The organism is Streptomyces sp. NPDC020898 (genome assembly GCF_044333925.1).
Classification (GTDB): Bacteria; Actinomycetota; Actinomycetes; order Streptomycetales; family Streptomycetaceae; genus Streptomyces.
The window spans coordinates 174,526-188,367 of the sequence record NZ_JBIRRV010000016.1 but is presented as its reverse complement, the minus strand read 5'-3'; the positions used below and the strand labels follow the sequence as shown (position 1 = coordinate 188,367).

At 68.1% G+C, this 13,842-nt stretch carries 15 protein-coding genes; 7 read left to right on the top strand and 8 right to left on the bottom strand.

Annotation, left to right across the window (positions count from 1 at the left end):
• Positions 1–203: 203 nt before the first annotated feature.
• Positions 204–611, bottom strand: coding sequence for an ATP-binding protein (locus ACH4TV_RS37745; RefSeq protein WP_398405820.1), 408 nt, complete (start codon positions 609–611; stop codon positions 204–206).
• Positions 612–808: 197 nt separating this feature from the next.
• On the opposite strand from ACH4TV_RS37745, the gene ACH4TV_RS37740 reads away from it, so the two are divergent.
• Both ACH4TV_RS37740 and ACH4TV_RS37735 read left to right on the top strand, forming a co-directional pair.
• Entirely contained in the window at positions 809–1,693 is an 885-nt protein-coding gene (locus tag ACH4TV_RS37740; RefSeq protein WP_398405819.1) for a helix-turn-helix domain-containing protein, read from the top strand.
• Between the two features lie 6 nt (positions 1,694–1,699).
• The gene (locus ACH4TV_RS37735) at positions 1,700–1,930 is read left to right on the top strand and encodes a DUF397 domain-containing protein (RefSeq protein WP_398405817.1); all 231 of its coding nucleotides are present in this window, start codon (positions 1,700–1,702) and stop codon (positions 1,928–1,930) included.
• 80 nt (positions 1,931–2,010) lie between these two features.
• Here ACH4TV_RS37735 and ACH4TV_RS37730 read toward each other — a convergent pair whose 3' ends face one another.
• The 4 genes from ACH4TV_RS37730 to ACH4TV_RS37715 all read right to left on the bottom strand — a co-directional run bounded on the left by ACH4TV_RS37730 (position 2,011) and on the right by ACH4TV_RS37715 (position 6,003).
• Complete coding sequence (locus ACH4TV_RS37730) at positions 2,011–2,400, bottom strand: VOC family protein (RefSeq protein WP_398405815.1); 390 nt, start codon at positions 2,398–2,400, stop codon at positions 2,011–2,013.
• 105 nt (positions 2,401–2,505) lie between these two features.
• Positions 2,506–4,035 carry a cellulase family glycosylhydrolase gene (locus tag ACH4TV_RS37725; protein ID WP_398405813.1) on the bottom strand — a complete coding sequence of 510 codons (1,530 nt, stop codon included), beginning with the start codon at positions 4,033–4,035 and terminating at the stop codon, positions 2,506–2,508.
• Positions 4,036–4,165: 130 nt separating this feature from the next.
• Positions 4,166–5,017, bottom strand: a complete 852-nt coding sequence (locus tag ACH4TV_RS37720; RefSeq protein ID WP_398405812.1) for an ABC transporter permease — start codon at positions 5,015–5,017, stop codon at positions 4,166–4,168.
• Positions 5,014–6,003, bottom strand: coding sequence for an ATP-binding cassette domain-containing protein (locus ACH4TV_RS37715; protein WP_398405811.1), 990 nt, complete (start codon positions 6,001–6,003; stop codon positions 5,014–5,016). The genes ACH4TV_RS37720 and ACH4TV_RS37715 overlap by 4 nt, the downstream gene beginning before the upstream one ends.
• Positions 6,004–6,147: 144 nt before the next feature.
• Between ACH4TV_RS37715 and ACH4TV_RS37710 the strand changes: the two genes are divergently transcribed.
• A complete protein-coding gene (locus ACH4TV_RS37710) occupies positions 6,148–6,915 on the top strand; it encodes a TetR/AcrR family transcriptional regulator (RefSeq protein ID WP_398405810.1) in 768 nt (255 codons plus the stop codon).
• 31 nt (positions 6,916–6,946) lie between these two features.
• Positions 6,947–7,345 (top strand): PPOX class F420-dependent oxidoreductase, encoded by a 399-nt coding sequence (locus tag ACH4TV_RS37705; protein WP_398405809.1) that lies wholly within the window; start codon positions 6,947–6,949, stop codon positions 7,343–7,345.
• A gap of 40 nt (positions 7,346–7,385) precedes the next feature.
• On the opposite strand, the gene ACH4TV_RS37700 is transcribed toward ACH4TV_RS37705, so the two are convergent.
• On the bottom strand, positions 7,386–8,363 hold the full coding sequence (locus ACH4TV_RS37700; protein WP_398405808.1) for a WD40 repeat domain-containing protein: 978 nt from the start codon (positions 8,361–8,363) through the stop codon (positions 7,386–7,388).
• Positions 8,364–8,599: 236 nt separating this feature from the next.
• Between ACH4TV_RS37700 and ACH4TV_RS37695 the strand changes: the two genes are divergently transcribed.
• Both ACH4TV_RS37695 and ACH4TV_RS37690 read left to right on the top strand, forming a co-directional pair.
• Positions 8,600–9,283 carry a GDSL-type esterase/lipase family protein gene (locus ACH4TV_RS37695; protein ID WP_398405807.1) on the top strand — a complete coding sequence of 228 codons (684 nt, stop codon included), beginning with the start codon at positions 8,600–8,602 and terminating at the stop codon, positions 9,281–9,283.
• Positions 9,284–10,138: 855 nt separating this feature from the next.
• Positions 10,139–10,612: a carboxymuconolactone decarboxylase family protein gene (locus tag ACH4TV_RS37690; protein WP_398405845.1), complete on the top strand. Its 474-nt coding sequence runs from the start codon at positions 10,139–10,141 to the stop codon at positions 10,610–10,612.
• Between the two features lie 123 nt (positions 10,613–10,735).
• Here ACH4TV_RS37690 and ACH4TV_RS37685 read toward each other — a convergent pair whose 3' ends face one another.
• Positions 10,736–11,686: an ester cyclase gene (locus ACH4TV_RS37685; RefSeq protein WP_398405806.1), complete on the bottom strand. Its 951-nt coding sequence runs from the start codon at positions 11,684–11,686 to the stop codon at positions 10,736–10,738.
• 179 nt (positions 11,687–11,865) lie between these two features.
• Between ACH4TV_RS37685 and ACH4TV_RS37680 the strand changes: the two genes are divergently transcribed.
• The gene (locus ACH4TV_RS37680) at positions 11,866–12,858 is read left to right on the top strand and encodes an aldo/keto reductase (RefSeq protein WP_398405805.1); all 993 of its coding nucleotides are present in this window, start codon (positions 11,866–11,868) and stop codon (positions 12,856–12,858) included.
• Between the two features lie 344 nt (positions 12,859–13,202).
• On the opposite strand, the gene thpR is transcribed toward ACH4TV_RS37680, so the two are convergent.
• A complete protein-coding gene (gene thpR, locus ACH4TV_RS37675; RefSeq protein ID WP_398405804.1) occupies positions 13,203–13,838 on the bottom strand; it encodes an RNA 2',3'-cyclic phosphodiesterase in 636 nt (211 codons plus the stop codon).
• Positions 13,839–13,842: the final 4 nt, after the last annotated feature.

Sequence of the window (13,842 nt, the reverse complement as noted above, 5' to 3'; positions counted from 1 at the left end):
ACACCTCCACCAGCGACGCCAACGTGCCCTGGCAGGACTGGGAAGAGGTCCCACGTACGGGTCCGGCTGCCGTGGGGCCTCGTCGAGTTCAGGCACCTGCGCGCTGCACCTGCCCCGCTGCGGCGGACGCGGACGTGCAACGCGGGCAACGCCCAGGACCAGAACGACGCACACGACCGCACCCCCCGAACCGACAAGCAGCGTCACCGTTCGAGCCTCTTCTCAACCCACACGGTTTTTCCGATGCCTTCCGGGCTCACGCCCCAGGCGTCCGACAGGGCGTCAACCAGCACGAGGCCTCTGCCGCCGGTGCCCTGGCCGGCCTCACACAGGCGGGGCTGCCTGTCGTTCTGGGTGTCCCGCACCTCGACGCGGATGACGTCGCCTGTCTTCTCGATGGCCATGCGGACCTGTCGACCAGATGTGCCGGGGACGCGCCCATGGGTCACGGCATTGGTCATCAACTCGCTGACCATGAGCACCATGTCGTCCACGAAGTCCTGAGCCTCAGGGAGACAGCAGGAGGCGAGGAAATCCCGGCAGTCCGCGCGAGCGCGTCCTACGGACCGTTTGGTGGTGGGGTAGTTGAGTTGTGCGATCACTTCGGGCATGCGGGCATCCCCCTCGGAAGGCGCGTCAGGACGGAGGTCAGCACTCGATCACGGAGCACATGAGTGCAATATTGCACTTAAAGGCTGAAAAGCGCATGCTTGCAATGAGAGTTAACTCGTACGAGTGCTTGCCAGGTTGCTTGCCAGGGAGGGGGTCCGGCACGCTGCTATCGCTGGTCGACAAGAGGGGGCACCGCGTGGCGACGCGCCGGATGTTGCAGCCGACAGCGCGCCAAGTGCGCCTCGGGTCCATTCTCCGAGGGCTGCGCGAGGAGGGCACCCACGGCAGCGGCAGCTCCGTGGCTCGCGAACTCGGCTGGTCCGAGTCAAAGTTGTCCCGCATCGAGTCCGGACGTCTGGGCGTCAACGACGCAGACCTGCGCGCACTGCTCGACCGCTATGAAGTGAAAGACCGGGGGCTACGCGCCTACGTGGTCGACTTGCGCAGACGAGGCAACGTACGTGGTTGGGAAACGGACATCCGCTCAGTCGTGAGCGCCGTGTACGCCGACTACATCGGTTATGAATCAGACGCGTCGGACACATACAACGCCGAGACAACCCTGATTCCCGGCCTGCTGCAGACACATGATTATGCGGCTGCCGTACTCGACCAACATCTTCCGGACATCCCGGAAGAAGAGCGACGCGAGCGGCTCACCATCCGGGACAAGCGGCAAGAAGTATTCGGACGCCCAAATCCTTTGGTCTTCTGGGGCGTAATCTCCGAATCGGTTTTTCGGCACGCCATCGGTGGGCCCGCCGTGATGGCCGCTCAACTCGAACACCTACTGACCTTGGCCAAGGATTACCCAGGCACGGTCAATATTCATGTACTGCCGGAGGCGGCGAAATCCCATGCCGCCCTGTTCGGCCCGTTCGTTATTTTCTCGTTTCCAGAAAAATGGGAGCCAGACATCGTCTACCTGGAGGGACTGACCAGTAATCGCTTCCTGGAGGAGGCGGATGAGGTTCGGTCCTACAGTAGACTTTTCAATCGACTCATGATGTCGGACTCTTTCAGAGGTCCCGAATCACTGGAACTTATCGAAGGTCACCTCAAAAATTACCGACAAGGATAGCCCGAAATGTCACATCACATAGTTCTGGACGCCTCCGAGTTGAACGCAACATGGCAGAAGTCATCCGCATCAGGGGGCGATGGAAACTGCGTCGAGTTCGCCGCTCACGGAGATGCCATCGCCATCCGACACAGCAAGGCCCCCAACGGCCCCGCCCTCCTCTTCACCCGCTCCGAGATGGAAGCCATGCTCGCGGGCGCCAAGGCCGGAGAGTTCGACCACTTCACTCAGGGATAGGTCCCGTTGGACGTCGTCTCCACACAAACCGCGGCCGAGGGCCGCACCCCTGGCTGGGGTGCGGCCCTCGGCGTATGCGCTTACGAGGTCCAGCCGCCGTACGGGACGGTGATGAGTTCCATGGCGTGGCCCGCCGGGTCCATGAAGTACACGCCGCGACCACCGTCGTTGTGGTTGATCGCGCCGGGCTGCTTCTGCTGGGGGTCGGCGTAGTGCTCGATGCCGCGCTGCGCGATCTGCGCGTACGCCGCGTCGAACTCCTCCTCGGAGACCAGGAAGGCGTAGTGCTGGGGGGTGATGCTGTCCGCGGGGATCGTGGCGAAGTCCAGCGTGACGCCGTTGCTCAGGTCGACCGCGATGAACGGGCCCCACTCGGCGGTGATCTCAAGGCCCAGCAGGTTCGCGAAGAATTCCGCTGACTCCCGGTTGTCCCGGGCGTGGACGATCGTGTGGTTCAACTCGACTGACAAGGAATGCCTCCGAAGGCATGTCCCGACACCTCCATGTCTCACCCAGCCGGTGACCGACACGCGATGCCGCCGTAGATCCTAGCCACTATCCGGGGATCATGTGTCTCACGCCGCCGTACAGCTCACGCTCGGCACACCCCCACCCCCCGGCGCTCCCCCGAGCCCAAGGCTCGCCGAACTCCCCACCGCCACGCTCCCGTTGTGGGCCGCGTTCACAGCGGTGACCGTCGCCCCGCTCTGGGTGTACGTGGCGTTCCACATGCTCGTGACCGTCTGGGAGCCGCTCCAGGTCCAGGTGACCTTCCAGGAGTTGAGCGGAACCGTCCCCGTGTTGGTCACCTTCACCTCGGCGTTGAAGCCGCCGCCCCAGTCGCTGCTGACGGCGTAGGAGGCAGCGCAAGCCGCCGTACTGCCGCCACCGCCACCGCCCCCTCCCCCGCCACCGCTCCCGGGGAAGCCCGGTGCCTTCACGCTCGTCAGGTAACCGTCCTTCACCGTGTCGACCGTCTGCCAGTCGTCCTTCAGGATCCCGCCCGTGTCACCGGAGTTGGGGTTCCAGGACCAGAAGGTCCAGTGGAAGGAGTCCGAGCCGTAGGTCGCCGTCGGCCGCAGATAGTCGACCAGGGCGGCCAGCCACCGCTGGTCCACGGTCGACTGGAGGGTCGTACCGAACTCCCCCACCCACACCGGCGCGATGTTCTGCTTGAAGATGTAGCCCCAGTACTTGTCCCAGATGCCCGGCATGTTCGCGGGGAACGACGGATCGCTGAACCAGCTTTGCTGGGCCACACTCGTCGCGTAGTCGTGGGCCGAGTAGACCACCCGGTTGGCCACATCCAGCTGGACCGGATACTGCGCGACGCCCATCAGGTTGCCGCCCCACCAGCCCGAGACCCCGTTGAACGTCTGCACGCCCTCCACGAACACCAGCAGCTGCGGATTCACGGAGAGCACGGCGTTACCCGCCCGCTGTGCCGCCAGCCGCCAGTCCCTCGTCGTGTCGCCGCAGCCCCAACAGGCCGGATCGTGGGGCTCGTTGTGCAGGTCGATGCCGACGACGGTGTCCTGGCCGGCGTAACGCGCCGCCAGGGACTTCAGGTTGGCGATCCACGTCGACTCGGGCACCGCCGACGTGTACCAGAGCGCCGACTGCCCGCCCGCGTCCGGCCGGTGCCGGTCCAGGATGACCTTGAGGCCGCCCTGACCGGCGTACGCGACCAGCTTGTCCATGATCTGGAGCGAGCCCAGGCCCTGCAGGTCGGCGTTCTTGCCGCTGCTGAAGTCGATGCTGTTGGGGACAGCCGACGACTTGAAGATGTCGTCGCTGTACGGCAGCCGGATGGTGTTGTAGCCGAGCGACTTCATCTGGTCGATCATGCTCTTGTAGTCGCGGGCCCAGAGACCGTGGACCACGTTGTTGGCAGTCTCGAAGCCGAACCAGTTGATGCCGGCGATCCGGACCGGCTGCCCGGCCGCGTCCAGGATCTGCCGCCCGCTGGTGTGCCAGTAGCCGGCGCCGGCGTCCGCCGCACGGACCTCCGCCGCGTGGACGGTCTGCGCACCGGCTCCCAGCGGTAACAGAAGTGCTGCGGCAACAGCGCACAGCGCCCTTCGCAAGCTGCGGAAGCGGAACATGTCGCACGTTCCTCTCGGGAGGCGCGGCCCCGGAATCAATGGGAGCGCTCCCACGCACCGCGCACCTCCCAGGAAACTGACACAACATGCCCACGTCAATACTCGCGGCACCCTGGGATGTGCACGACGTTCAGCGGCTCAGCTTCTGGAACCGCCGCACCGCCAACGGCAGGAAGATCAGCGTCAGTACGGCCGGCCACACGCCCGCCATCAGCAGCGCATGCTGCTCCACCCACGAGTCCCCGCTGCCGACCGGCGTTCCGAACAGTTCGCGGGTCGCCGCTGCCGTGGACGAGATCGGGTTCCACGCGGCCACGAACCCCAGCCAGTCCGGCATGAGTTGGGGGGCGACGAAGATGCTGGAGATCATCGTGAGGGGGAACGCGACCGCGAACAGGCCGCCCGCGGCCTCCGGGTTGGGCACGATCAGGCCGAGCCACACGCCGATCCAGATCAGCGAGAACCGCAGCCACAGCAGCAGCCCGAAGGCGGCCACGAAGTCGAGCCCGCCGTCCGGACGCCAGCCCATCGCGAACGCGGTGAGCATCATGATGCCCAACTCCGCGCAGGCGGCGGCCAGATCGGTGATCCCGCGGCCGGCGACCACCGCCGAGGGCGCCATCGGCATCGAGCGGAAGCGGTCGATGACCCCCTTCGTGGCGTCGTACACCACGAGCGTCGCCGTGTTGATGAAGCCGAACGCCATCGTCATCGCGAACATGCCCGGCATCAGGAAGTCCTTGTAGTCCCCTCCCCCCGGCACCGTCATGGCACTGCCGAAGACGTACCCGTACAGCAGCACGGACAGGATCGGGAAGCCCAACTGCCAGGCGATGTTGATGGGTTGGCGCTGGTAGTGGGTCAGCCCGCGCCGCACCACGTTCCAGACGTCGGCGAGCAGCCAGAACGTCCGGCCGTGCCCGCCCGCCGCGCCGCTCGCATCCACCGTGTCGACCGGGTCCACCGCGTCCACGGCACTCATGCCGCCACCCCCTTCTCCGTCGTCTCAGTCTTCTCGTCCGTCTCCGTACGGTGTCCCGTCAGCCGGAGGAACACGTCGTCGAGGCTCGGCCTGCGCAGCCCGATGTCCTCGACCTGGACGCCCTCGTCCTGGAGGGTGCGGGCGACCTCGGTGAGCGCCGACACCCGGTCGGTCACCGGCGCGTGCACCCTCAACTCGGCCTCGTCGGACTCGGGTTCGCCGTCCGCGACCCGGGCGACCACCTTCACGACGCGCGGGATGTCGGCCCGCTCGGCCACCACCACCTCGATACGGTCGCCGCCGACCGTGCTCTTCAGCCCGTCGGGGGTGTCGTCCGCGATGGCCCGCCCCTGGTCGATGACGGTGATGTGCGAGGCGAGCTTGTCGGCCTCCTCCAGGTACTGCGTGGTGAGCAGGACCGTCGTGCCGCCCGCGACCAACTCCCGGATGGAGTCCCAGACTTCACCCCGGCCGCGCGGGTCGAGCCCGGTCGTCGGTTCGTCGAGGAAGAGCACGGACGGGATCAGGATCATGGAGGCGGCGAGGTCGAGACGGCGCCGCATGCCGCCGCTGTACTTGGCGACCCCCTTGCCCGCCGCGTCCGTCAGGTCGAACTGCTCCAGCAGCTCGGTGGCCCGCTGCCGGGCCCGCCGGCCGCCCAGATGGAACAGCCGGCCGAACATCTCCAGGTTCTGACGGCCCGTCAACACCTCGTCCACGGCGGCATACTGGCCCGTCAAACCGATCCGCGCCCGCACCTCGCGCGGGTGCCGGACCACGTCGAGGCCCGCCACCGTCGCCCGACCGCCGTCCAGCCGCAGAAGCGTGGACAGGATCCGTACGGCCGTGGTCTTGCCGGCGCCGTTCGGCCCGAGCAGCCCGTGCACGGTTCCCTTCCGCACGGCCAGGTCGAACCCGTCCAGGGCCCGCTTCTCGCCGTAACGCTTCTCCAACGCCTCGGCCCGTACCGCGTATTCGCCGGTCATCGCCCCTCCACCCGTCACCGAACGTCCAGCCGGACGCGCTGCCGGCCTCCTTGCCGACAACAACTGCCGACAACAACTGTGTACACCGTACTCGATTAAGCGTACGCCGTACTCAGTTTTCGCGCGAGGAATTAAGCTGACCCCATGAAGAACGGCAGCGGTGGCACGGAGACCAGTGGCAGCGGCGATGTCATCCGCACGCTCCACCTGCTGTGGGACACGGGCCGGCGCCCCAGCCGCGGCCCCAAACCGGGCCTCACCATCGACCGGATCGTGGAAGCGGCCGTCCGGATCGCGGACGAGGAGGGGCTGGACGCGGTCTCCATGCGCCGCGTCGCCACCGCCCTCGGCACCGCCACCATGTCGCTGTACCGCTACGTCCCCGGCAAGGGCGAGCTGCTCGACCTCATGCTCGACCGCGTCCAGCGCCCCGACCACAACCCGGCCACCCTCGGCGACGGCCACTGGCGCGCGACCCTGGAGGCGATGGCCCACGCCACCCTCGCCCTCTACCGGCGCCACCCCTGGCTGCTCCAGGTCAACCAGGCCCGCCCGATCCTGGGCCCCAGCGCGCTCGACGGCATGGAGTCGATCCTGTCGCGCATCAAACAGATGGGCCTGCCCGACCCCGAGCTGGTGTCGGTGGTCGTCATGGTCGACGGATACGTCATCGGCGCCGCCCGCACCCAGGTCTACCAGCGCGAGGTCGAGCGCCGTACGGGCCTCACCGACGCGGAGTTCTGGGAGGCCCACACCCCGGTCCTGACGGAGATCATGGCCAGCGGCCGCTACCCCTTCCTCGCCAACCTCACCGAGGACGCGTGGAGCCAGACCTTCGACCACTTCGAGTTCGGCCTGCAACGCATCCTGGACGGCCTGGAGGTATGGGTCGAACAACGCGCCCGGGGGTGACAAACCGGGCGTCCGGTGCCTCCATGGAGGCATGAGCACTCCGACTCCGAGCCCCGCGCTCGCCCCCTTCGTCAAGCAGTGGGCCGTCCTGCTCACCAGCCACAAGAAGGACGGCACCGGCGTCGGCACCCCCGTGAGCATCGCCGTCGAGGGCGACCACGCCTACTTCCGTACGCCCGGCAGCGCCTGGAAGACCCGGCGCCTGCGCGACAACCCGGAGGTGGAGATCGCCCCCTCCACCGCGCGCGGCGCCCCGACCGGCCCCGAGATCCACGCCCGCGCCCGGCTGCTCGCCCGCGGCAGCCCGGAGGACCAGCACGCGGCGAAGCTGCTGCGGCGCAAGTACCCCGTCATGCACGGCGTCCTGGTCCCCCTGGCCCACAAGGTGATGGGCACACCGACGCTGCACTACGAGATACGGGTCGTCTAGATACGGGTTGTCCAGGACGGGTTACCTGGATACAGGTTGTCTAGGACGGCCGCCGGCGTCGAAGCCCCTTGAGCCCGAGATAGGCGACGAAGAGCACGGCGACGGCGATGGCGCCGTTCCTGACGTTCCCGTCCGAGCCCCCGCCGTTCTCGTTGCCCGATGCCGAACTCCCGCTGCCGGAGGGCGAGTCGGAGTCACCCTCGGAGGGAGCGTCCTCCGCCTCGACCCCGCTCTCGGCGCCCTCGCTGCCGTACATGATCTTGGACCCGTCACGGCTGTACGTGACCGACTCGCCCTGCCCCTGCAAGGGCACGTCGAGCTGCCCCTGCCGCTTGAGCTTGCCGCCGTTCCAGGCGTAGGAGACGCCCCCGAAGTACCCGCGTACGGCCAACTGCTGCCCGTCGGGCGAGAAGGCGGCGTCGGTGGCCCACATGTCGACGGCGGCGGCGGGCCGGAAGACGTTGGTGCCGGAGGAGGAGAGCTCGGCCGGGCCCGTGTACAGGTGCCCGCCGTCCTCCTGCTTGTCGATGATGTAGACGCGCCCGGTCTTCGGATGCACGACGAGCGACTCGGCGTCACGGGACCCGTCCGAGTACTTCACGACGTACTGCGTGGCACGGATCGTCTGGTCCTTGAGCACCTTCGGCTCGGGGAGCTGGTAAATCCATACGTAATCCCAGGTCACGCCATCGTTGTCGCCGATGTCGCCGACGTAGATCTGGTTGTCGGGCCCGATGGAGATGGCCTCGATGTCGCGGGGTGTGCCGACGCCGGTCATGGTGACGGTCGCGACGGTCCGGCCCGTCGCGCTGTCGACCGCGTACAGGTAGGCCCCGTCGTCACTGTCGTTGTGGGTCCAGTAGACGCCGGGGTGGAGCCGGGAGGCGGCGAGACCGCTGGACTCGGTGATCCGCGGGTCCTTGATGGTGAAGTCCTGGTCACCATCGGCAGCGGAGGCGGGCGCGGCGAGCGCCCCGACGAGTAGGCCCCCGGCAAGGAGGGCGAGCGATCGGCGCATGCCCCCAAGCGTGCCATCCCGGCGATCGTTACGACGCTCATGACCTTGGGAGTGCTGCCAGGTCGGCAGTTCCCCGGCGAATGACTTGCGAACGACTTGCGAATGACTCTGCGCATGAGACTGGCGGACGGCTGACGGGCAACTGACTCCTGCCTGACACCCGGCTGACCCCAGGTGGCCGGACTCACACACCACACCGGCCCCACGCCCCTCCCCCCATCCCTCATCATGAGCGGATGCTCAGGTTGATGCCCGTAGGCGACTCCATGACCATCGGCAGCGCCGGCGAACACACCTGGCGCTACCGGCTGTGGCAGCACCTGCGGGAGACGTACGGCGGCCCGTTCCGGATCGTCGGCCCGCGCGAGGCGCTGTACGACAAGGCGACGAACACCTCCGACTCGTACGAGTACGCCGACCCGGACTTCCCCCGCGCCCACCTGGCCGGCTGGGGCGAGGGCTGGCAGCACATGACCCCGCTGATCGCGGACGCGGTACGCGCCCACAAGCCGGACGTCCTCCTGGTCTCCCTGGGCCTGATCGACCTGGGCTTCTACACGGACGCCGAACAGACGGCGGAGCAGGCGCGCACCTTCATCGCCGAGGCGAGGCTGTCCAACCCGCGCATCGCCATGGCCCTGCTCCCGGTCATCCCGAACGTCCGCGCGGACACGGACCCGCCCTTCGCCGCCCAGGTCGCCCACTTCAACGAACTCCTGGCGAAGACGGCCGCCGACCTCGACGAGCCCCGCTCCCCCCTGCTCCTGACCTCAACCCCGTCCGCGTACGACGTCAACCACGACACGTACGACGGCACGCACCCGAACGCGAGCGGCGAGCACAAGATCGCGGGAGCCTTCGCGGACTCCCTGTACGAGGCGTGGGACCTGGGGGAGCGGTACGGGGCCGGGGAGTACTGATACGGCGTCAGCGCCGGGAGCCGGCACCGGCCGACGCGCGAAGACCGGGGAGGCGGAGGAGAATGGGAGGCGAGGTGCGAAGGGCGGCGATCCGGGCCCGGCGCCCGGGCCGTCTCGTGCCCCGTCAGCTCTTTCTCTCCCCACCTTTCTCCGTGACTCATGTCCTCCGTCGCACGAATCATCGGCCGACTGCTGACAACGGTGTTGCTGAGCACCGCGGTCGCACTGGGCCCGAACGCGTTCTCGGGCCCGGGCGCGATGGCAGCGCCGGGCCCGGCCACCGAGATCAGCGAGACGCAGGGGCTGCCGGGGACGTACATCACCGTTGAGGGCTCGGGTTTCGAGGACTGTTACGTGGATCTCAAGAATGCGTCGGGATCCGGCGGTTCCGAACGTCAACCAGGCACGGTCGCACTCTCCATGGTCGACGGAGCTCCCTCCACCACGGCATCCGTCGAGGACGACGATGACGACGATGGCGATGACGACGAGGGCACCTTCGATTCCGGCTTCACGGTCTCGGAGGACGCCGACCCGGACGACTACACGGTGAGCGCCGTATGCACCGACAAGTTACCCATCGACGCCAAGGCACCCTTCACCGTCGAGGCCGTGGAGGAAGCCGTACTCGCCCTCGATCCCACCGATGGCCGTGCTGGCCGAACGGCAGGGGAGCCTGAACCTTCCGGGCACCCTGCGGCTGCGCGCGCCGATCCCCCTGCTCCGAACCGAGCCGCCCCCGGCGCACCGGTGAGACCCACGTCACATTCGCTCATGTCACGTCTTGGTGAGCCGTTCCGTCGTCCATGTGTAACGCCCTACAAGGCAGCACAAAGACAGACGGAGGAGCACACCATGGAGGCCCGTTTGAACCTCTTCGCCAGCCCGACCGCGGCCAAGTTCACCAAGCACCTCGTCGCGGCCGGCAAGGTGGTCGCCGACTCGTCGCTGCCGGTCGCCACACAGGAGCTGGTGAAGCTCCGCGCCAGCCAGATCAACGGCTGCGGTTACTGCACCGACATGCACTCCAAGGATGCCGCCGCGGCGGGGGAGACCGTGCAGCGCCTGCACCTGGTCGCGGCCTGGCGGGAGGCCAAGGTGTTCACCGACGCCGAGCGCGCCGCCCTGGAACTGACCGAGCAGGGCACCCGCATCGCGGACGCGGCCGGCGGCGTCACGGACGAGGCCTGGGCGAACGCCGCCAAGTACTACGACGAGGAGCAGCTCGTCGCCCTGGTGCTCACGATCTCTGTCATCAACGCCTTCAACCGGGGGAACGTCATCGTCCAGCAGCCCGCCGGCGACTACGAGCCCGGGATGTTCGGATAACTCGGATAACTCGGATAACTCCGAGAACAGCACCCCCTGTTGGGCGACGCCGGGCAAGGTGCACCCGGCGTCGCCCAGCGGGAGCCGGCAGTCGCCGACCCGCCTCAGAACAGCGTGTTGTCGTTAGAACATCGTGTTGTCGTTGGCGGATTCAGCCGGGACATCCTGCAGCACGTCCCAGTGCTCCACGATCTTCCCGCCCCGCACCCGGAACAGATCCACCACAGCCTGCCCGCGATCACCGGGCGCGCTGACGTAGTGGCTGTGGACGGCGACCAGATCCCCTTCGGCCACAACGCGCTTACGGGAGACGGCCAGTTCGGGGAACGCCTGGAAGTACCCCCCGAGCCCGGCCCGCGCACCGGCGACCCCGTCCGCGATGTCGGGGTTGTGCTGGTGGTACTCGGGCCCCCAGTACTTGTCGAGCGCGGAGAGGTCCTTGCGGACGATGAGCTGGTCGAACGCCTTGGTGACCAGCTTCTTGTTGTAGGCGGTGAGCCAGCGCGGCCCCGCCTCCCCGGTCTGCGGCCAACTGACCGTCGAGAACATGTCGTTGCCGTTGGCGCTGCTGTCCGGAACGTTCTGCCCGGTGTCCCAGTGCTCGGCGATCTTCCCGCCCTGGAACCGGAAGATGTCGAAGACGGCCGAGCCCCGACTCCCCGGCGCCAGCACGACGTTGGAGTGCACGAGGACGAGGTCGCCCTCGGAGATGACCCGCTTGACGTCGTACTTGGCCTCGGGGAACTGCTGGTGCAGCCCGGTGCCGAGGTTCTTCAGCGCCTCGGAGCCATCGGGGGCAAGGGGGTTGTGCTGGATGTAGTCGGTCCGCACGAACCGGTCCACGATCGCGGTGTCCCCGCGCTCGAACACGCCCTTGAGGACGCGTACGGCAACGTCCTTCTGGTAGTCGAGCCGGGCGCCCTCACCGACGTACCCGAAGGCGTGGTGCTGCCCACCGGCCGACGGCGAGGCGACGGCGGGCACGACCGCGGCGCCCAGCAGGGCGGAGGCGGCGAGCGCGGCGACGAGGATGCGGCGGGCGGACGTACGCGGGGCGGGCATGTGGGGGGTCACGATGCTCCCTCTCTCAGAATCTTGAAACATCAAGCGATCAACGCTGTGCATACGTAAGCACTAACCACAAGTTAGCGTCAAGCCCCGAAGCCGCCACCCTGCTCCCTCCCCCACTCCCTCCCAGCCCCGCCCCGCCCGCCCTTGCCTAGAGCGCACTCCACGACGTTGGCTGAGGAGTCATGAAGTACACGCAGCTCGGACGCACGGGACTCAAGGTCAGCCGACTCGTCCTCGGGACCATGAACTTCGGCCCTCAGACAGACGAAGCCGACAGTCACGCGATCATGGACGCGGCCCTGGAAACGGGCATCAACTTCTTCGACACGGCAAACGTCTACGGCTGGGGCGAGAACAAGGGCCGTACGGAATCGATCATCGGGAACTGGTTCGCCAAGGGCGGTGAGCGCCGCGACAAGGTGGTCCTCGCCACCAAGATGTACGGCAACATGGGCGCCGAGGGCGCGGCCTGGCCGAACCACGACCTGCTCTCCGCGCTGAACATCCGGCGCTCGGTGGAAGCGTCGCTGAAGCGCCTCCAGACCGACTACATCGACGTCTACCAGTTCCACCACATCGACCGCTCCACTCCCTTCGAGGAGATCTGGCAGGCGATCGACGTGCTCGTACAGCAGGGGAAGATCCTCTACGCGGGTTCGAGCAACTTCCCGGGGTACAAGATCGCCCAGGCCAACGAGATCGCCGCCCGGCGCGGCGGCACCATCGGGCTCGTCAGCGAGCAGTGCCTCTACAACCTCGTCGAGCGGCGCGCCGAGATGGAGGTCATCCCGGCCGCGCAGGAGTACGGGCTCGGCGTCATCCCCTGGTCGCCGTTGCAGGGCGGACTGCTCGGCGGGGTCATCAAGAAGGAGGTCCTGGGCGGCCGACGGGCGAGTGGCCGCGCTGCCGAGACCCTCGCCGACCCCACCTCACGCGCCCAGATCCAGGCGTACGAGGACCTGCTCGACAAGCACGGCATCGAACCCGGCGAGGCGGCTCTCGCCTGGCTGCTCACCCGCCCCGGCGTGACCGGCCCGATCGTCGGCCCGCGTACGGCCGAGCAGTTGGAGTCGGCGGTACGGGCGTCCGAGCTGGAGCTGAGCGCCGAGCTGCTGGGCTCGCTCGACGAGATCTTCCCGGGCCCGGGACCGTCACCGGAGGCCTTCGCCTGGTGACCGGGCAGCCGTCGTAAGCAGTCGCCGCAGGCAGCTGCAGCAGGTGGGCCCCGGTCGCGACCGGGGCCCCTTCCGGGCCTACCTCACACCGAGGTCACTTCCCGGCCGCCGCCGCCACCGCCACGACCACGAACATCAGCACGAGCACACCGGCCATCACCCGGTTCCGGATTTTCGGATTCACACCGCCGAGCCTAACCGGCCGCACCTCGGGCCTGTCCGGCGGATCCTGTCGGAGACGCGGGGTGCGGCACGCGCATCTGCGGCGTTGTCGTCGGCTGCCGACTCCTCCACGCTCGGCTGCGCTCGCGCGGGTGGACCCCCATCCCCCCGCTCACCGGCGCTCATGCGGCATCGTCAGTTTTCTCCGACCTGACCCGCCGGACAGGCCCGAGCGGCCAACGGGCGACCACTTCGTACCGGGGCTGCTCCCCCGGCACTCCGGACTTCGGCAGATTGCTGCGTACGAGCGCCAGGTCGTCCACCGTCCAGGTGCGGCTGGTGAACGCGTCCAGGGCCTCGACGTACGGCCGCACCTCGAAAGGCTCGCGGCTGCGCGCCACCGTGAGGTGGGGCTTGTAGTGCCGGTGCTCACCCATGTCCACGCCCGCCTTCCGGCCCGCCGCCTCCGCCCGGTCGGCCAGCAGCCGCAGCACGCTCAGCCCACCGGCCGCGCCCGCCCACAGCGCCCGTCCGTGCCCGAACTGCCCGCCCCCGCACACCGCGAGCGCGAACGACTCGGTGCGATGCGCGGCCCGCTCCAGCCGCGCCGACAGTTCCGGTACGACGTCCTCGTCCACCTCGCCGTAGAAGGCGAGGGTGAAGTGCCAGCCGGGTACACCGGTCCAGCGCAGCCCCTCCGCGCCCGGCAGGCCCCTCAACCCGGCCACGGCGACGGCGAGTTGCTCGGACACGTCGGCGGGCGGCAGCACGGCGGCGAACAGTCTGACGGTGTTCATGGCACTGGAACTGGCACTCATGGCC